We start from the raw sequence: 18,547 nt of genomic DNA, 5'->3' as shown, positions 1-18,547 counted from the left end.
GCACAAAGTGGAGAACTTGATCGCGCTGCTCGTCGCGGCACCGCTGGTCGGTGCGGCCCTGCTGTTGTGCGGCGGCAAACGACTCGACCGCACCGGCCACCTGATCGGCACGCTGTTCTCGGTGGCGTCGTTCGCCGTCGGGGTGGCGCTCTTCGCCGACATGCTCGGCCGGGGCGCCGAGGACCGTGCCCTGCACCAGCACCTGTTCACCTGGATTCCGGTCGGCGGCTTCCGGGCCGACATCGCCTTCCAGCTCGACCAGTTGTCGATGACCTTCGTCCTGCTGATCACCGGTGTCGGATCGCTGATCCACATCTACTCGATCGGCTATATGGAGCACGACGAGCGGCGCCGCCGCTTCTTCGGCTACCTCAACCTCTTCCTCGCGGCGATGCTGCTGCTCGTCCTCGCCGACAACTACCTCCTGCTGTACGTCGGCTGGGAGGGCGTCGGCCTCGCCTCGTACCTCCTGATCGGCTTCTGGCAGCACAAGCCGAGCGCGGCCACCGCCGCCAAGAAGGCGTTCCTGGTCAACCGCGTCGGCGACATGGGCCTGTCCATCGCGATCATGCTGATGTTCACGACGTTCGGGACCTTCGCCTTCGGCCCGGTGCTCGCCGCCGCCGGCGACACATCCGAGGGCAAGCTGACCGCCATCGGGCTGATGCTGCTGCTGGCCGCCTGCGGCAAGTCGGCGCAGGTGCCGCTGCAGTCCTGGCTCGGCGACGCGATGGAGGGCCCGACCCCGGTCTCGGCCCTGATCCACGCCGCCACGATGGTCACCGCCGGGGTGTATCTGATCACCCGCTCCGGGGCGGTCTTCAACGCCGCGCCGACCGCCCAGCTGGCGGTCGTCGTGGTCGGTGCGGTCACCCTCCTCTTCGGTGCGATCGTCGGTTGCGCCAAGGACGACATCAAGAAGGCGCTGGCCGGCTCGACGATGTCGCAGATCGGCTACATGATCCTCGCGGCCGGCCTCGGCCCGATCGGCTACGCCTTCGCGATCATGCACCTGGTCACCCACGGCTTCTTCAAGGCGGGCCTCTTCCTCGGCGCCGGTTCCGTGATGCACGGCATGAACGACGAGGTGGACATGCGCCGTTACGGCGGTCTGCGGACGTACATGCCGGTCACCTTCCTCACCTTCGGCCTCGGCTATCTGGCGATCATCGGCTTCCCGGGACTGTCCGGCTTCTTCTCCAAGGACAAGATCATCGAGGCGGCGTTCGCCAAGGGCGGCACCGAGGGCTGGATCCTCGGCGGCGCGGCCCTGCTGGGCGCGGCGATCACCGCGTTCTACATGACGCGGGTGATGCTGATGACGTTCTTCGGCGAGAAGCGCTGGAACCCCGACGAGGTGCATCCGCACGAGTCGCCGAAGGTCATGACGCTCCCGATGGTCGTGCTGGCCGTCGGATCGGTCTTCGCGGGCGGGCTGTTCAGCGTCAACGAGGCCTTTGTGAAGTGGCTGGAGCCGGTCACCTCGTTCGCGCACGGCCACTCCCCGGTCAGCGCCACCACGGTCACCGCCTCGACGATCGTGGTGCTGCTCCTCGGCGTCGGGGTCGCCTGGCTGATGTACGGCCGCAAGCCCGTTCCGGCGCTGGCCCCGCGGGGCTCGCTGCTGACCCGGGCCGCCCGCCGCGACCTGCTCCAGGACGACTTCAACCACGTCGTCTTCGTGCGCGGCGGTGAACACCTCACCGACACGCTCGTCCAGGTCGACCGGTCACTCGTGGACGGCGCGGTCAACGGCACGGCGGCCTCCATGGGCGGACTCTCCGGCCTGCTGCGCCGGTTGCAGACCGGGTTCGTCCGTTCGTACGCGGTCCAGATGCTGGGCGGGGCCGCCGTCCTCGTCGCCGCGACCCTGCTGATGAGGGGTGTCTGAGCCATGTCGTTTCCCCTGCTGACGGCGGTGGCCGTGGTACCGGCGGTCGGTGCGATCGCCACCGCCGCGCTGCCCGCCGCCAAGCGCACCGCGGCCAAGTGGCTCGCGCTGCTGTTCTCGCTGGCCACCTTCGCGCTGGCGCTGCTGGTCGCGTTCCGCTTCGACCCGGGCGCCAAGGGCCCCTTCCAGCTCACCGAGTCGCACGCCTGGATCAGCGACTTCGGCGTCCGCTACGAACTCGGGGTGGACGGCATCGCGGTCGCCCTGATCGCGCTGACCACCCTGCTGATCCCCTTCGTCATCCTGGCCGGCTGGCACGACGCCGACCCCCTGGAGGAGGCCACGCCCAACCGGCGCTGGCGGCCCACCCAGGGCTTCTTCGCGCTGATCCTGGCCGTCGAGGCGATGGTGGTCCTCTCGTTCGAGGCCACCGACGTCTTCCTCTTCTACCTCTTCTTCGAAGCCATGCTGATCCCGATGTACTTCCTCATCGGCGGCTTCGGGGACCGGGCGGGCGGGGACGGCGAGGAGCAGGCCGCGAGCCGGCGGTCGTACGCCGCGGTGAAGTTCCTGCTCTACAACCTCGTCGGCGGGCTGATCATGCTGGCCGCGGTGATCGGGCTGTACGCCGTCACCGCCGACCAGCTCGGCACCGGCACCTTCTCGCTGCAGCAGATCGTCGAGGCGCGGGCGGCCGGCAAGCTGGACATCGGCACCGGCACCGAACGACTGCTCTTCCTCGGCTTCTTCTTCGCCTTCGCGGTGAAGGCGCCGCTGTGGCCGCTGCACACCTGGCTGCCGGGCGCCATGGGCGAGTCGACGTCGCCGGTCGCGGTGCTGATCACCGCGGTGGTCGACAAGGTCGGCACGTTCGCGATGCTCCGCTTCTGCCTCCAGCTCTTCCCCGAGGCCAGCAGCTGGGCCACCCCGGTCATCCTCGTCCTCGCGCTGATCAGCGTGCTGTACGGCGCGCTGCTGGCGGTCGCCCAGCGGGACATCAAGCGTCTGATCGCCTACGCCTCGATCTCCCACTTCGGCTTCATCATCATGGGCATCTTCGCGATGACCTCCCAGGGCCAGGGCGGCGCGACGCTCTACATGGTCAACCACGGCATCTCGACCGCCGCGCTGATGCTGGTGGCCGGCTTCCTGATCAGCCGCCGCGGCTCGCGCCTGATCGGGGACTTCGGCGGCGTCCAGAAGGTCGCCCCGGTCCTCGCCGGCACGTTCCTCATCGGCGGCCTCGCCACCCTCTCGCTGCCCGGCCTTGCGCCGTTCGTCAGTGAATTCCTGGTCCTGGTCGGCACGTTCAGCCGCTATCCGGTGATCGGCATCGTCGCCACCCTCGGCATCGTCCTCGCCGCGCTGTACGTCCTCGTCCTCTACCAGCGGACGATGACCGGGCCGGTGAAGGCCGAGGTGAGGAGCATGCCGGACCTCCGGGCGCGGGAGCTGGTGGTGGTCGCCCCGCTGATCGTGCTCCTGCTCTTCCTCGGGGTGTACCCGAAGCCGCTCACCGACCTCGTCAACCCGGCGGTCGACCACACCCTGTCCGTCGTGGACAAGAAGGACCCCAAGCCCCCTGTGCAGGTGGACGCCGTGCCCGGTGGAGGCCGGGGCGGCCATGCCGTGCATGATCAAGACGTGGAGGCCGCGAAGTGAGTTCCGTGGCAAGTGTCCACAGCCTGTGGACGGTGGCGGACGGCGCACCGGGCAAGATCCCGGCGCCGCACATCGAGTACACCCAGCTGTCGCCGACGCTGATCGTCCTCGGCGCGGCGGTGCTCGGCATCCTCATCGAGGGGTTCGTGCCGCGCCGCAGCCGCTACGTCTCCCAACTGCTGCTGACGGTGGTGGCGCTGGCCGCCGCGTTCGCCGCGGTGGTCGGCCTGGCGGCCGGCGGCTTCGGCTCGTCCAAGGCGCACATCGCCGCCATGGGCGCCCTCGCCGTCGACGGCCCGGCCCTGTTCCTGCAGGGCACGATCCTGCTGGTGTCCCTGGTCGCCGTGTTCACCTTCGCCGAGCGCCGGCTCGACCCGGCGGCGCACGGCAACCGGGTGGACTCCTTCGCCGCCCAGGCCGCCGCCGTCCCCGGCGGCGCCGCCGAACAGGCCGCGGTCAAGGCCGGGTTCACCACCACCGAGGTCTTCCCGATCCTGCTCTTCGCGGTCGGCGGGATGCTGGTCTTCCCGGCGGCCAACGACCTGCTGACACTCTTCATCGCGCTGGAGGTCTTCTCCCTCCCGCTGTACATCCTGTGTGCGCTGGCCCGCCGCCAGCGGCTGCTGTCGCAGGAGGCCGCGGTGAAGTACTTCCTCCTCGGCGCCTTCTCGTCGGCGTTCCTGCTGTTCGGCGTGGCCCTGCTGTACGGCTACGCGGGCACGGTCGGCTATGCCGGGATCGCCGAGGTGGTCTCCGACGGCGCCAAGCAGATCGATCCGGCGCTGGCGGGCACGATGGGCAACGACGCGCTGCTGCTGATCGGCGCGGCGCTGGTGCTGATGGGGCTGCTGTTCAAGGTCGGCGCGGTGCCGTTCCACATGTGGACCCCGGACGTCTACCAAGGCGCCCCGACCCCGGTCACCGGCTTCATGGCGGCCGCCACCAAGGTCGCGGCCTTCGGTGCGCTGCTGCGGCTGCTGTACGTCGTCCTGCCGGGCCTGCGCTGGGACTGGCAGCCGGTGATGTGGGGCGTCGCGATCATCACGATGCTGGGCGGCGCGATCGTCGCCATCACCCAGACCGACATCAAGCGGCTGCTGGCCTACTCCTCCATCGCCCATGCCGGCTTCATCCTCGCCGGTGTCATCGCCACCAGCAAGGAGGGCATCTCCTCGGTGCTCTTCTACCTCGGCGCCTACTCCTTCGTGACGCTCGGCGCCTTCGCCGTGGTCACCCTGGTGCGGGACGCGGGCGGCGAGGCCACCGCGCTGTCCAAGTGGGCCGGGCTGGGACGGCGTTCGCCGCTGGTGGCCGCGGTCTTCGCGGTCTTCCTGCTGGCCTTCGCCGGCATCCCGCTGACCTCCGGGTTCGCCGGAAAGTTCGCGGTGTTCAAGGCGGCGGCGCAGAGCGGCGCGGGCTGGCTGGTGGTCATCGGTGTGCTCTCGTCGGCCATCGCCGCGTTCTTCTACATCCGCGTCATCGTGCTGATGTTCTTCAACGAGCCCAAGGCGGACGGCCCGACCGTCGCGGTGCCCAGCCCGCTGACGACCACGGCCATCGCCATCGGCGTCACGGCCACGCTGGTGCTCGGCCTGGCGCCGCAGTACTTCCTCGACCTGGCCGGCCAGGCCGGGGTCTTCGTGCGCTGAGAACCCGCGGCGCGCCATGACAACGGCCGCCGTCCGGAGCCCTCGGGGGGTTCCGGGCGGCGGCCGTTCGCCGTGCGGCCGGCGGTCAGTTCGTGGGCACGCCGCTGGGCAGCTGCGGCATGTCGGGGATCTTCACGCTGCCGTCGCTGGACTTGGTGTACTTCTCGGTGGGGCCGTTCTTCCAGTCGACGGTGAGGGTCTTGCCGTCCGCGCCGGCCTTCAGGGTGCCCATGGTGCGGGTGGTGTCCCCGTCGGTGCACTTGAGTGCGGCCATGGTCATCCCGGCCATCTCCTGGACCTTGCCCAGACAGGCGGCCTTGTGCCCGTTGCTGAAGGCGACGGTGCCCTTGCTGATCACGAGGACCTGGGGGCTGCCGGCCGAACCGGCCTTCCAGGCGCCCTCGACCGCTCCGGCGCCCGCGGGCTTGTCGGGAGTCGACGGCGCGTCCGGCGACTTGCTCGGCTTGCTGTCGTTGCCGGTGCCGGTGTCGCCGCTGCTTCCGCAACCGCTGAGCAGCATCGCGGCGATGGCGGCCGCCCCGGCGATCTGCGCTGCCTTGCGCACGTACGTCTCCTCCGTTGTGGGACAGGGACCCGTGAGGCTAGCAGCGGCCCCGGGCGGCCGTCCGGACCGTCGTCCGGATTGCGGCGGCCCCGGTACGGACTTGGTGTGGGGCTGTGACGTAGGAGAGGACAAGAGGGGGCGAACGGGGCGAGGTGGGGCATGCCGGCCCGGCGCGGCCCGAGGCGGCAGGCGATCCCGGTCCCGGCCCTCCGGGGCGATCCGCCCGGCCTCCTCCCGATCGGCCGGCGCCGCGCCGGCCGGCCCGTACCGCAGGTGCGCGGTGCGGTGCACCGGCCGGCCGCGGGCCGGGCCGAGGGCGAGCTGCCGCAGCTCCTCCGTTAGGGGGAGCGGCGGCTCGGTCACACCGCGGGCAGGACGCGGCCGGTGACCTCGCCCAGGCCGATCCGGGCGCCGTCGGGGCCGGGCGCCCAGGCGGTGAGGGTGACCTCGTCGCCGTCCTGGAGGTAGGGGCCCTTGCCCTGGGTGAGCTCCAGCAGGCAGCCGAGCTGGTCGGGGTCGGGCCCGGAGACGGTGCCGGAGGCGAACAGGTCGCCGGTGCGCAGCGAGGCGCCGTTGACGGTCATATGGGCGAGCTGCTGGGCGGCCGTCCAGTACATGGCGGAGAACGGCGGCCGGGAGACGGTCTCGCCGTTGATGCGCACCTCGATGCGGAGGTCGATGCCGCCCGGCTCGGCGTCCGCGTCGTCGAGGTAGGGCAGCAGCGGGACGTCCCGGGCGGGCGGCGCGGTCCGGGCCTCGTCGAGGGCGTCGAGCGGGGTGATCCAGGCGGAGACGGAGGTGGCGAAGGACTTGCCCAGGAAGGGGCCGAGCGGCACGTACTCCCAGGCCTGGATGTCGCGCGCGGACCAGTCGTTGAGGAGGCAGACGCCGAAGACGTGGTCGCGGAAGGCCTCCTGCGGGACGGGCTCGTGCAGCGTGGAGGGCGTGCCGACGACGAAGCCGACCTCCGCCTCGATGTCGAGGCGGAGGGAGGGGCCGAAGGTCGGCGCCTCGTCCGCGGGGGCCTTGCGCTGGCCCCGCGGACGGACGACCGGGGTGCCGCTGGCGACGACGGTGCCCGCCCGGCCGTGGTACCCGATCGGCAGGTGCTTCCAGTTGGGGGTCAGCGCCGCGGCGTCCGGGCGGAAGATCCGGCCGACGTTGGTGGCGTGGTGCTCGCTGGCGTAGAAGTCGACGTAGTCGGCGACCTCGAAGGGGAGGTGCAGCGTGACCTCGGCGAGCGGATGGAACAGCGGTGCCACCTCGTCGCGGTGCGCCGGGTCGGTGACGGCCGTGCGGACGGCCGCCCGGATCTGCTGCCAGACGGGCCGGCCGGCGGCCATCAGCGGGTTGAGGGTCGGGGCCGCGAGCAGTTCGGCGTGCGGGTGGATGGCGGCGGGCAGTGCGCTCGGCAGTGCGCTCAGATCGAGGACCCGGTCGCCGTAGCGGACACCGAGGCGGCGCCGGTCGGGCGCGTCGGCGGTGCTGAAGACGCCGTAGGGCAGGTTGTGCGGGCCGAAGGGGTCGCCTTCTGCCAGGTCGAACGGGCTCTGCTCGGGCATGGACAGCTCCTCGCGTTCGTCGTCGCCGGTGGGCGGCCGGGCCGGCCGGGCCTGGTGGCCCGCGGGCCAGCGGTGCCGTTGATCAGCGTACGGCCGGGCGGTGACCGGCGGGACGGTCCTGGGGGCGCGAGGGCGCGGGAGCGTACGGATTTGGACGGCGGGCGCGCCGCGCGATGCGCCCCCAAGCATCGGCAATGTCCTGAAAAGCCTTGCTGCACTGCGCAATTCGGGCCTAGCTTCCTTTCCTGGCACGGGCCCGGGGGTGGGACTGTTCCGTTGGGGGGACACGTGGCTCGCAGTGGCACACGGCTCGCGGTCGACCGGAGCGTTCCGGCGTTGATCGTGAAGATCGGGGCGTACCCCCTGCACCATGGCGGTGTGGGGGCGATCCGCAGTCTGGGCCGGCTCGGGGTGCCCATGTACGCCGTGACGGAGGACCGCTTCACACCGGCGGCCCTCTCGCGCTACCTCCGCGGCCGCTTCGTCTGGCCGACCACCGGGCGGGAGGAGCCGGACCGGCTGGTGACGGGGCTGTTGCGGATCGGCCGGCGGATCGGGCGCCCGACGCTGCTGCTCCCCACCGACGAAGAGGCCGCCGTGCTGATAGCCGAGCACGCCGAGGCGCTCGCCGGGGCGTTCCTCTTTCCCCGGGCCGCCCCCGGCCTGCCGCGGCGGCTGGCCAGCAAACAGGGGCTGCACGAACTGTGCGCGGCCCACGGGGTGCCCTCGCCGGCCGCCGTCTTCCCCGGCTCGTACGCGGACATCGAGGCGTACGCCGGGCGGGCCCGCTTCCCGGTGGTGGCCAAGAACCGCGAGGCGTTCGTCCGGCGCGAGCGGCCCGCCGTCACGGGCACGACCCGTATAGGAGGGCCGGCGCAGCTGCTGGACCTGGCCCGGGACTGGGGCCCGCGGCCCGGCGTGATCCTGCAGGAGTACCTGCCGCGGGAGCAGGCCGAGGACTGGATCGTGCACGCCTGCTTCGGCGCGGACCGTGCGCCGCTGGCGCTGTTCACCGGCGTCAAGGTGCGCTCCTGGCCGCCGCACGCCGGCATGACGGCCTGCGCGTATGTGGTCGACAATCCGGAACTCGCCAAAATGTCGGCGGAGTTCGTCCACCGCATCGGCTTCACCGGCATCGCCGATCTGGACTGGCGGTTCGACCGCCGCGACGGCCGGTACAAGCTGCTGGATTTCAATCCCCGTATGGGGGCTCAGTTTCGGCTCTTCGAGAACGCGGCCGGCGTGGACGTCGTCCGCGCCCAGCATCTGGCACTCACCGGGCGCACCGTCCCGGAGGGGCCGCAGCGGGCCGGGCGCCGCTTCGTCGTCGAGAACGTCGATCTGCCCGCCGTGCTCGCCTACCGGCGCGGCGGCACCCGACCCCCGCACGCGCCGGAGCGGGCCTCCGGCACCGAGCTGGCGTGGTTCGCGGGCGACGACCCGCTGCCGTTCTTCACGATGCTGGCGCGGTCCGTCGGGCCGGGCGCCAGACATCTGCTGCAGCTGCGGCGGGCGGGCCGCCGGGCGGGTACCGAGGCATCACCCAGGCAAGGGGAGGGACCGAAGTGAGCACTCCGGTAGCGGTCATCGGGGCCGGGCCGTACGGCGTGTCGACGGCCGCGCACCTACGGGCGCGCGGCCTGCCGGTGCGGGTCTTCGGGGCGCCGATGGCGAGCTGGCGCACGCAGATGCCCGCGGGCATGCTGCTCAAGTCGACGCCCGCGGCCTCCCACATCGACGTCCCGCAGCCCGGCCACACCCTCGGCGACTTCTGCGCGGAGACGGGGGAGGGGCCCTACGCCTCGGACTGGGACATCGTCCCCGTCGAGGTGTTCATCCGGTACGGGCAGTGGGTGCAGCAGCGGACGGTCCCCGATCTGGAGCAGGTCAGGGTGGTCTCGGTCGACCGGCGGAACGGCGGCTTCGAGCTGAAGCTGGACAGCGGGGAGCAGGTCGGCGCGCGGGCCGTGGTCGTGGCCACCGGCCTGAGCGGGCTGGCGCAGCTGCCGCCGGAGCTGGCCGCGGCGATCCCGGACGGGCCGTCCGCCACGGGGCCGGTCTCGCACAGTTCGCAGCACCACGACCTGTCCGCGCTGGCCGGCCGCGCGGTGGTCGTGATCGGCGCCGGGCAGTCGGCGCTGGAGAGCGCGGTGCTGCTCGCCGAGGCGGGCGCGGCGTCGGTCCGGGTCGTGGCGCGCCGTCAGGGCGCCGTGGGCTTCGGCGCGCCGCCGGACCGCCAGCCCCGCCTGCGGCCGCCGTCGCCGTTCGGCAACGCCTGGTCGCTGCATGCGCTGACGTACTACGCCGGCGCCTTCCGGCGGCTGCCGGTGCCCGCCCGGCGCTACCTGGTGCGCCGGGTGCTCGGCCCGCTGGGGGCGTGGTGGCTGCGGGAGCGTTTCCACGGCCGGGTCCAGGTCACCCAGGGGCGGCGGATCGTACGGGCCACGGTCCGTGACGGCCGTCCCGTGCTGGCGCTGCGCGGGGCGGACGGGCAGGGCGGGGAACTCGCCGCCGACCATGTGCTGGCCGCGACGGGCTACCGGATGGACCTGGCGGCACTGGACTTCCTGGGCCAGGGGCTGCGCACCGAGATCGTGACGCGGGCCGGCGGGCCGCTGCTGGGCGCCGGCTTCGGCTCCTCCGTACCGGGGCTGTACTTCACGGGGTTGCCGGCGGCCGCCTCGTTCGGGCCGGTGATGCGCTTCGTGTGCGGCACGGAGTTCGCCTCGCCGCGGCTGGCACGGGCGGTGGCCCGGTCGTACGGGTGAGGCGGGCGCGGCGGGGGCGGCGGGGGCGGCGGTGAGGGGCGCCGGCCCGGTCCCTGTCTCATGGGGAAGTCGGCTCGGCCCGGGGTGAATTCGGCGGGGCGGTGCGGGGGCCGGGGGCGCCGGTTCATGACATGGGCGGGGGAGCCGGGCGGCCGGTGGCCCGGGCCGGGGGCGCTCGGCGCTCTGGTCGGTGGTCGCACGGGTCGGTGGATGCCCGGGACGGCGAATTGCGGCGTGCCGTTTCGTGCCCTGAGCTGCGCGGGCCTGCGCTGGACCGCACTGTCCTCCTTACCGGGCGCCGTACTGCGCCGTTCTCCCTGCCCCGCGCTGGACCGCACGGCCCGCCCTGCGCTGCCCGCCCTGCCCAGCAGCCCGGGCAGCGCGGCCCTTGCCGGACCGGAACGCGGCCAGAAATACTCTTGTCGTTGCCGGGTCCCACGCCCCCGCGCCACACTCGCGTCAACAGGCGGTCCGGGACCTGCCGGCCGGGGTCGCTGTGCTTCCGGGTGGGTCGGGGGGCGGGCGCTCACGGTGATCGAACTGCGACCGGATACGCTGGCCAATGGTGGAGACAGCGACAGATCGACATTCAGTTTGATCGTCAGCAGACAGGAGTACCCCTCGTGACCGTCGTCGGGCCCTTCGGGCTGAGCGTGCGGGACCAGGCTCTTGAGGCCGATGTCCAGGCCGGGTTGGCGGCTGTCGAGGAGGGCCTGCTGGAGGCCACGAAGAGCGACGTGCCGTTCATCACCGAAGCCGCGCAGCACCTCGTGCGCGCGGGTGGCAAGCGGTTCCGGCCGCTGCTGGTGACGCTGGCCGCCCAGTTCGGCGACCCCTACAGCCCGGGCGTGGTGCCCTCCGCGGTCGTCGTGGAGCTGACGCACCTGGCGACGCTGTACCACGACGACGTGATGGACGAGGCCGATGTGCGCCGCGGTGTGGCCAGCGCCAACGCCCGCTGGGGCAACTCCGTCGCGGTGCTGACCGGCGACTTCCTGTTCGCCCGCGCCTCGCACATCCTCGCCGACCTCGGGCCGGAGGCGGTCCGGATCCAGGCCGAGGCGTTCGAACGCCTGGTGACCGGCCAGATCCTGGAGACCGCGGGCCCGCGCGACGGCCGCGACCCCATCGACCACTACCTGGACGTCCTCGCCGGCAAGACCGGTTCGCTGGTCGCCGTCGCCTGCCGGTTCGGCGCGATGATGTCGGGCGCCGAGGAGTCGACGGTCAACATCCTCACCCAGTACGGCGAGCGGCTGGGCACGGCCTTCCAGCTGGCCGACGACGTGCTGGACATCGCCAGCGATTCGCACGAATCGGGCAAGACGCCCGGCACCGACCTGCGGGAGGGCATTCCGACCCTGCCCGTGCTGCATCTGCGGGCCCGCGCCGAGAGCAGCGCCGGTACGCCCGAGGACCGCGCCCTGGTCGAGCTGCTGGCCGGCGACCTCACGGACGACGCCCGGCACGCCGAGGCACTGGCCGGCCTGCGCGCCCACCCGGCGCTCGAAGAGGCCCGCCGCGACACCGTGCGCTATGCGCAGGAGGCCCGCGCGATGCTGGCCCCGCTGCCGTCCTGCACGGCCAAGTCGGCCCTGGAGGGGCTCTGCGACGCGGTGGTGCACCGGGCGGGCTGAGGCCCCTGTGGCGGGCCGAGGCCGCGCCGGGCGGGCTGTGCCCCCGCGCGGTGCCGTGCCCCGCGTTCCCGGGAGCTTCCTTCCCGGCCCGCATCGCCCGGAGTTCTGCCCCGCGTCCCCGAGAGCCCTGCCCCCGAGCGTCCTGTCCCCGAGGGCCTTTTCCCCGTGTCGACGGGCTGCCCGGCTCCGCAACCCCCAGAGCGTTCGCCGCATCCCCTAGGGAACTGTCCGACTCCGGGGGTACGGACTCCGACCTGAGGTGACCGTGTGTCATACCTCAGCAGTAGGACGAGTTGCTCCCGCTGGTTGACGTTATCCGCCCGGCGATTTGGTGAGATGGAGAACACCAGAGCGCGGCGGCGGGTCACAATGAGCCCAGGGGTGGACGAGTGGACAGCGCAGCAACCGCCGCATACGACGGAGGTAGGGCAGATGCCACGGAACGAACCGACACAGGTCACCGACGGTTGGGACGGGGGGCGCTCCCCGCGGCGCCGTAAGGCGGTGCGCTACGCCGTGCCGGTCGCGGTGGCGGGAGTGGCGGCGGCCACGATCGGGCTGGTCCCGGCGTTCGCCGGTTCCGGTTCTCCGGACCTGCCGAAGATCTCGGCGCAGGACCTCATAGCCAAGGTCGCCAAGTCGGATGTCCAGCAGCTTTCCGGCACGGTCCGGGTCACCACCGACCTCGGTCTGCCGTCCCTGCCGGGCGGCGCGGCGGGCGGCTTCGGCGGCGGTCAGGCCGGTGCCGGCGGGGAGGGCGGCGACGGTGCCTCCGCGGCGCCCCAGAGCAAGCTGATGGAGCTGGCGTCCGGTGCGCACACGCTGCGCGTCGCGGCCGACGGCCCCGAGAAGCAGCGGGTGTCGATCGTCGACAAGGCCGCCGAGTACAGCCTGGTCCACAACGGCAACGAGCTCTGGGCCTACGACAGCGGCAGCAACACCGCGCTGCACAGCACCGGCCTCGACGCCGGGAAGCACGGCACGCGGCACCGCTCGGCCGAGGGCCTCCCCGAGGACCTGAAGAACGCCACCCCGCAGGACCTCGCACAGCAGGCCCTGAAGGCGGCCGGCGACACCACCTCGGTGACCGTCGACGGCACCGCCAAGGTCGCCGGGCGGGACGCCTACCAGCTGCTGATCAAGCCCAAGCAGGCCGCCTCGACGGTCGGCTCGATCCGGGTCGCGGTGGACGCCGAGAACGGCGTGCCGCTGAAGTTCACCCTGACCCCCAAGAGCGGTGGCGCGGCCGCCATCGACGTCGGCTACACGAACGTCGACTTCGCCAAGCCCGCCGCGAGCACGTTCTCCTTCACCCCGCCCAAGGGCGCCAAGGTCGTCGACGCCGACAAGGCGGAGGCGCAGCGCCGGCACGGCAAGAGCCTCCCGTCCCACAAGGACGCGCAGGACGTCACCAAGGACATGGGCGGACTGAACGTCCTCGGCAAGGGCTGGACGTCCATCGCCACGATCAAGGGCGACGGCTCCGGCCTGCCCTCCGGCAAGGAGCAGGGCGCCGGCGGCGACGCGGCCAAGTTCCTGGACAGCATCGGCGAGAAGGCGCACGGCTCCTTCGGCTCCGGCCGGATCTTCAGCACCCGCCTGGTCAATGCCCTGGTCACGGACAAGGGCACGGTCTATGTCGGCGCCGTCGACAAGCAGGCCCTGATCGACGCGGCCAACGCCGCCAAGTAACGGGCCCTCGCACGAAGCGGGACCGCCGTGCCACCCCTCAGCGGGTGGCACGGCGCGGCCCGTGGGCCATCCGTACGACGTCGGGGGAGCCGATGCCACAGCCGCCCGCCCCGGGTCCCGAAGGCACCCGGTCGCCCGACGAGGTGCCGGGCCCCGGGGCGCCCGACGACGGGCCGGGGCCCCAGCCGGCCGATGACGGACCGGGCCCGGGGCCGGCCGGGGACCTGGCGATCGAGACGCGAGGGCTGACCAAGGCCTACCGCGGCGGTCAGCTCGCCGTCGACGACCTCGATCTGGCCGTCCCGCGCGGCAGCATCTTCGGCTTCCTCGGCCCCAACGGCTCCGGCAAGACCACCACCATCCGCATGCTGATGGGCCTGATCGAAGCGAGCGCCGGCAGCGCCCGGGTGCTCGGGCAGCCGATGCCCGCCGCGGGCCGCCGGGTGCTCCCCAAGGTCGGGGCCCTCATCGAGGGGCCGGCCCTCTACGGCTTCCTCAGCGGGCGGGACAACCTCCGGCGGTTCGACGCCGCCGACCCGTACGCCGACCCCCGTACCCGCACCGCACGGGTCGGGCGTGCGCTGGAGCGGGTGGGCCTGGCGGCCGCGGCCGGCAAGAAGGCCCGCGCCTACTCCCTCGGTATGAAGCAGCGCCTCGGTCTGGCCGCGGCCCTGCTCCAGCCCCGTGAGCTGCTGGTCCTCGACGAGCCGACCAACGGCCTGGACCCCCAGGGCATGCGGGAGATCCGTGCGCTGATCCGCGCACTCGCGGCGGACGGCACCACCGTCTTCCTCTCCTCCCATCTCCTCGACGAGATCGAGCAGGTCTGCACCCACGCCGCGGTGATGGCCCGCGGCCGGCTGATCACCCAGGGGACGGTCGCCGCCCTCTCCGCCACGGTCCTCGACTCGCGCGGCCACGGCCGGCTGACGGTGACCACCCCCGACACCGCCGAAACGGTCCGGGTCCTGAAGGAGCACGGCCTGATCGGCCTCCAGGCCGCCGACGACCGGGTGACGGGCGAACTCCCGTCCGCGGACGCGGCGATGGGCACATCCGGCGGCGGGGCGCCGCCCGATCTCGCGGATCTCAACGCCGCGCTGGTGCACGCCGGTGTGCGGGTGCGCGGTTTCGGCACCGAGCGGGCGTCCCTGGAGGACATCTTTGTGCAGCTGACCGGGGAGGGCTTCGATGTCGCAGGCTGAGGCGCTGCCGCGCACGCCCCGACCGCTGTGGTCGCTGGGCCTGCTGCGCAGCGAGATCACGATGACGTTCCGGCGCTGGCGCACCCTCGCGCTGCTGGCGGTGCTCGCGGGCGTACCCGTCCTGGTCGGCATCGCCGTCAAGATCGAGACGGGCGACGGCGGCGGGCCGGACGGCGGCGGTGGCCAGGGAGGACCGGCGTTCCTCTCCCAGATCACCCACAACGGGCTCTTCCTGGTCTTCACCTCGCTCGCGGTGACGCTGCCGTTCTTTCTCCCGATGTCCGTCGGCGTGATCGCCGGCGACTCCCTCGCCGGTGAGGCGCACGGCGGGACGCTGCGCTATCTCCTGGTGGCCCCGGCGGGCCGCACCCGCCTCCTGCTGGTCAAATACGCCGCGACACTGACGTTCTGCCTGGTGGGCACCCTGGTCGTGGCGCTCTCCGCCTTGCTGACCGGCGCCCTGCTCTTCCCGGTGGGCGAGGTCACCCTGCTCTCGGGCACCTCCGTCACCTTCGCCGAGGGACTGCTGCGGGCGCTGGCCATCGCGGTCGCGGTGGCGCTGTCCCTCGTCGGGGTGGCCGCCGTCGGCCTGTTCGTCTCCGCGCTCACCACCAGCGGAATCGCGGCCATGGCGACCACGGTCGGCCTGCTGATCACCGTGCAGATCCTGGACAACCTCCCGCAGTTGCACGCCCTCCAGCCCTACCTCTTCTCGCACTACTGGCTGTCGTTCGCGGACCTGCTCCGCGACCCCGTCTACTGGGACCAGTTGCAGAAGAACGTCGGCCTGCAGGCGCTGTACGCCCTGGTCTTCGGCTCGGCGGCCTGGGCGCGCTTCACGACCAGGGACGTCACCGCGTGAGACCGGGGCCGCGGTGCCGGCGGGGGAGACCCGGGGGCCTCGGCGTCACGGGGTGGAGCGAGGAGGCTGCGAGGTCTCGGCCGGTGCGTCGGTGAGCTGCGCCGCCGCCGGCGCCGTTGCCGCTGAGGTCGCCCGGTCCGCCGCGGCCGCCTGCACCGCTCCCGCCGCGGCCGCCTCGCCCGCCTGGGCCGCGGCGGCGGCCAGTGCCACCCGCCCCCGCCGGGCGTTCCGCAGCGCGTCCCAGGTCAGTACCGACAGGGCCGCCCACACCAGCGCGAACCCGGCCCAGCGCTCCGCCGGCATCTGCTCGTGGAAGACGGTGAGCCCCAGCACGAACTGGAAGCTCGGCGCCAGATACTGCAGCATCCCGATCATCGTCAGCGGCAGTCGCATGGCCGAGGCGCCGAAACAGATCAGCGGCACCGCCGTCGCGACACCGCAGCCCGACAGCAGCAGCGCCTGGCCCACCCCGTCGGTGGTGAAGCTGCACTCGCCGCGCAGCGCGAGGAACACCAGGAACCCCACAGCGGGCAGCACCTGCATGGCCGTCTCGGCGCTGAAGCCCTCGATCCCGTCGAGCTTGACGCTCTTCTTGACCAGCCCGTACGTCGCGAACGAGAAGGCCAGCACGAGCGCGATCCAGGGCACCTTGCCGTAGGCGGCGGTCATCACGACCACGGCCAGGACGCCGATCCCCACCGCGACCCACTGCAGCGGCCGCAGCCGCTCGCGCAGGAACAGCACGCCGAAGGCGATGCTGACCAGCGGGTTGATGAAGTAGCCGAGCGAGGCCTCCAGGACGTGTCCGGCGTTGACCGCCCAGATGTACAGAAACCAGTTCGTCGAGATGACCACGGCGCAGATCAGGATCAGCCCGAGCCTCTTGGGCTGCCGCAGCAACGGGCCGATCCACGACCAGCGGCGCAGCGCGGCCAGGATGATGACGGCGACGGGCAGCGACCACGCCATGCGATGGGCCAGGATCTCGGACGCGGAGGCGGCGCCCAGCAGATGCCAATAGAGCGGCAGCAGGCCCCACATGGTGTAGGCGGCAACGCCGTAGGCGAGACCGACACGCTGATCGCTTCGAGGCTGCAAGGGGGACCTCCTGAGGATGCTTCGCCGCCACTGCGAAAGTAACGGCGCCGAGCCCTTCTGTCATGCCTGTATCGGAATACGGTCATGACATGCCGGTGAAATGCTGCACCGGCGGACCCGGGCCGGCCCGGGGCGGGAGCGGTGGAGGGGCGGGGCTGCCAGGTCCCGGCGGCCCCGTCAGACCGGCAGCTCCTTCAGCGCCTCCGTGATGGCCTCGGCGATCGGCGTGGTCGGGCGGCCGATCAGCCGGGACAGCTCGCCGGGCGTCGCGGCGAGCTCGCCCCGGGCGATCCCGGCGTCCGCCTCGGCGACCATCCGCGCGCCCAGCGCCGGCACCCCCGCCTCGGTCATCAGCGCCACGTACTGCTCCTGCGGCAGGTCGCGGTACGGGATCTCCCGGCCGGTCTGCCGGGACACCTCGGCCGCGTACTCGGCCATCGTCCAGGCGGTGTCGCCGCTCAGCTCGTACACCGTGTTCTCCTGGCCGCCGGTGGTGAGGACGACGGCGGCGGCCTCCGCGTAGTCCCGGCGCGCGGCGGTGGCCACCCGGCCCCCGCCGGCGCTGCCGACGACGGCACCGGTCCGCAGGGCGCCGGCGAGCGCCCCTGTGTAGTTCTCGTGGTACCAGCCGTTGCGCAGCAGGCAGTACGGCACTCCGGAGGCGAGCAGTGCCTGCTCGGTGGCGAGGTGCTCCTCGGCGAGGGAGAACGTGGCGGACGGCCCGCCCAGCACGCTCGTGTACGCCAGCAGCGCGACGCCCGCCTCCCGTGCGGCGTCGATGACGGCGCGGTGCTGGTCGAGGCGCTGTCCGGCCTCGTTCCCGGAGATGAGCAGCGCCCGGTCACCGGCCCGGAACACGCCCTGGAGCGACTCCGGCCTGCTGTAGTCCGCGATCTTGATCTCGACGCCGCGGGCCGCGAGGCCGGCGGCCTTGGCCCGGTCCCGGGCGACCGCGACGATCTCGCCGGGTGCGGTGCGCTTCAGCAGTTCCTCGACGACGAGCCGGCCGAGTGCCCCGGTGGCGCCGGTGACGACGATGCTCATGAGTGACCCCCTGTGAACGTCCGCTGGCTGACGGGACCCGACTGTACGCCTGTATTAAACGGTCGTCTATGACATTCGTATGGAACATCGTGACGCGCTCGTGGCCCACGCGAACGGGTGCCCCCGCGAGCGCCGTAAGACGCTCCCAGGGGCACCCGCGGGGCCGGACCGGACCGGTCAGCCGACGACGGTCCAGGTGTCGTTGCCGGTCAGGAGGGAGGCGAGGTCGCCCTTGCCCTTCTGCTGGATGGCGTCGTCGAGTTGGTCGGACATGAGGGTGTCGTAGACGGGCCGGTCGACGTTGCGCAGGACGCCGATGGGGGTGTGGTGCAGGGTGTCGGCGTCGGCGAGCCGGGAGAGGGCGAAGGCCGTGGTGGGCGAGGGATTGTGCGCGTCGTGCACCAGCACACCGCCCGTGCCCTCCTCCCGTACGTCGATGACCTTGAGGTCGCCGGTGGCCGGGTCGCGGACGACGCCCTTGGAGCCGAAGCCGTCGGGGGCCAGGGCGCCGAAGCGGATCGGCTGTCCGTGTTCCAGGCGGATGACGGCTTCCTCGGCCTGGTCCTTGTCCTTGAGGACTTCGAAGGCGCCGTCGTTGAAGATGTTGCAGTTCTGGTAGATCTCGACCAGGGCGGTGCCGGGGTGGGCGGCGGCCTCGCGCAGGACCGAGGTGAGGTGTTTGCGGTCGGAGTCGACGGTGCGGGCGACGAAGGACGCCTCGGCGCCCAGCGCGAGGGAGACGGGGTTGAAGGGGGCGTCCAGTGAGCCCATGGGGGTGGACTTGGTGATCTTGCCGACCTCGGAGGTGGGGCTGTACTGGCCCTTGGTCAGGCCGTAGATCCGGTTGTTGAACAGCAGGATCTTGAGGTTGACGTTGCGTCGCAGGGCGTGGATGAGGTGGTTGCCGCCGAT

At 72.3% G+C, this 18,547-nt stretch carries 14 protein-coding genes; 9 read left to right on the top strand and 5 right to left on the bottom strand.

What is annotated here, in order from left to right; all coding sequences use genetic code 11:
• Window positions 1-7: 7 nt before the first annotated feature.
• The 3 genes from nuoL to nuoN are packed head-to-tail and all read left to right on the top strand — an operon-like array spanning window position 8 to window position 5,202.
• Window positions 8-1,891, top strand: a complete 1,884-nt coding sequence (gene nuoL, locus AB0411_RS30790) for an NADH-quinone oxidoreductase subunit L (protein ID WP_366420554.1) — start codon at window positions 8-10, stop codon at window positions 1,889-1,891.
• 3 nt (window positions 1,892-1,894) lie between these two features.
• Entirely contained in the window at window positions 1,895-3,553 is a 1,659-nt protein-coding gene (locus AB0411_RS30785) for an NADH-quinone oxidoreductase subunit M (protein WP_366420553.1), read from the top strand.
• Entirely contained in the window at window positions 3,550-5,202 is a 1,653-nt protein-coding gene (nuoN, locus tag AB0411_RS30780; protein ID WP_366420552.1) for an NADH-quinone oxidoreductase subunit NuoN, read from the top strand. Before AB0411_RS30785 ends, nuoN begins: the two co-directional genes overlap by 4 nt.
• Before the next feature lie 85 nt (window positions 5,203-5,287).
• Here nuoN and AB0411_RS30775 read toward each other — a convergent pair whose 3' ends face one another.
• Together AB0411_RS30775 and fahA are read right to left on the bottom strand one after the other, a co-directional pair.
• Entirely contained in the window at window positions 5,288-5,767 is a 480-nt protein-coding gene (locus AB0411_RS30775) for a hypothetical protein (protein WP_366420551.1), read from the bottom strand.
• A gap of 359 nt (window positions 5,768-6,126) precedes the next feature.
• Window positions 6,127-7,329, bottom strand: a complete 1,203-nt coding sequence (fahA, locus tag AB0411_RS30770) for a fumarylacetoacetase (protein ID WP_366420550.1) — start codon at window positions 7,327-7,329, stop codon at window positions 6,127-6,129.
• A gap of 288 nt (window positions 7,330-7,617) precedes the next feature.
• Between fahA and AB0411_RS30765 the strand changes: the two genes are divergently transcribed.
• From AB0411_RS30765 to AB0411_RS30740, 6 genes are all read left to right on the top strand, one after another.
• The gene (locus AB0411_RS30765) at window positions 7,618-8,898 is read left to right on the top strand and encodes a carboxylate--amine ligase (protein WP_403152889.1); all 1,281 of its coding nucleotides are present in this window, start codon (window positions 7,618-7,620) and stop codon (window positions 8,896-8,898) included.
• Entirely contained in the window at window positions 8,895-10,097 is a 1,203-nt protein-coding gene (locus AB0411_RS30760) for an FAD-dependent oxidoreductase (protein WP_366420548.1), read from the top strand. The genes AB0411_RS30765 and AB0411_RS30760 overlap by 4 nt, the downstream gene beginning before the upstream one ends.
• Window positions 10,098-10,720: 623 nt before the next feature.
• Window positions 10,721-11,734, top strand: coding sequence for a polyprenyl synthetase family protein (locus AB0411_RS30755; protein ID WP_366420547.1), 1,014 nt, complete (start codon window positions 10,721-10,723; stop codon window positions 11,732-11,734).
• A gap of 432 nt (window positions 11,735-12,166) precedes the next feature.
• A complete protein-coding gene (locus AB0411_RS30750) occupies window positions 12,167-13,426 on the top strand; it encodes a LolA family protein (protein WP_366420546.1) in 1,260 nt (419 codons plus the stop codon).
• 92 nt (window positions 13,427-13,518) lie between these two features.
• Window positions 13,519-14,631 carry an ABC transporter ATP-binding protein gene (locus AB0411_RS30745; RefSeq protein WP_366420545.1) on the top strand — a complete coding sequence of 371 codons (1,113 nt, stop codon included), beginning with the start codon at window positions 13,519-13,521 and terminating at the stop codon, window positions 14,629-14,631.
• Window positions 14,618-15,493, top strand: coding sequence for an ABC transporter permease (locus tag AB0411_RS30740; protein WP_366420544.1), 876 nt, complete (start codon window positions 14,618-14,620; stop codon window positions 15,491-15,493). The genes AB0411_RS30745 and AB0411_RS30740 overlap by 14 nt, the downstream gene beginning before the upstream one ends.
• Before the next feature lie 45 nt (window positions 15,494-15,538).
• Here the strand turns inward: AB0411_RS30740 and rarD are convergent, their stop codons facing one another.
• From rarD to AB0411_RS30725, 3 genes are all read right to left on the bottom strand, one after another.
• Window positions 15,539-16,591 (bottom strand): EamA family transporter RarD, encoded by a 1,053-nt coding sequence (gene rarD / locus AB0411_RS30735; RefSeq protein WP_366420543.1) that lies wholly within the window; start codon window positions 16,589-16,591, stop codon window positions 15,539-15,541.
• Window positions 16,592-16,768: 177 nt separating this feature from the next.
• Window positions 16,769-17,635, bottom strand: a complete 867-nt coding sequence (locus AB0411_RS30730) for an SDR family oxidoreductase (RefSeq protein ID WP_366420542.1) — start codon at window positions 17,633-17,635, stop codon at window positions 16,769-16,771.
• Between the two features lie 177 nt (window positions 17,636-17,812).
• A partial coding sequence (locus tag AB0411_RS30725) for a thiamine pyrophosphate-dependent enzyme (RefSeq protein WP_366420541.1) occupies window positions 17,813-18,547 on the bottom strand: 735 nt, incomplete at its 5' end.

The organism is Streptomyces angustmyceticus, from assembly GCF_040701845.1.
GTDB classification, from domain to species: domain Bacteria; phylum Actinomycetota; class Actinomycetes; order Streptomycetales; family Streptomycetaceae; genus Streptomyces; species Streptomyces angustmyceticus_A.
Note: the sequence above shows the minus strand (reverse complement) of the source record. Positions and strands in the feature narration are given on the sequence as shown.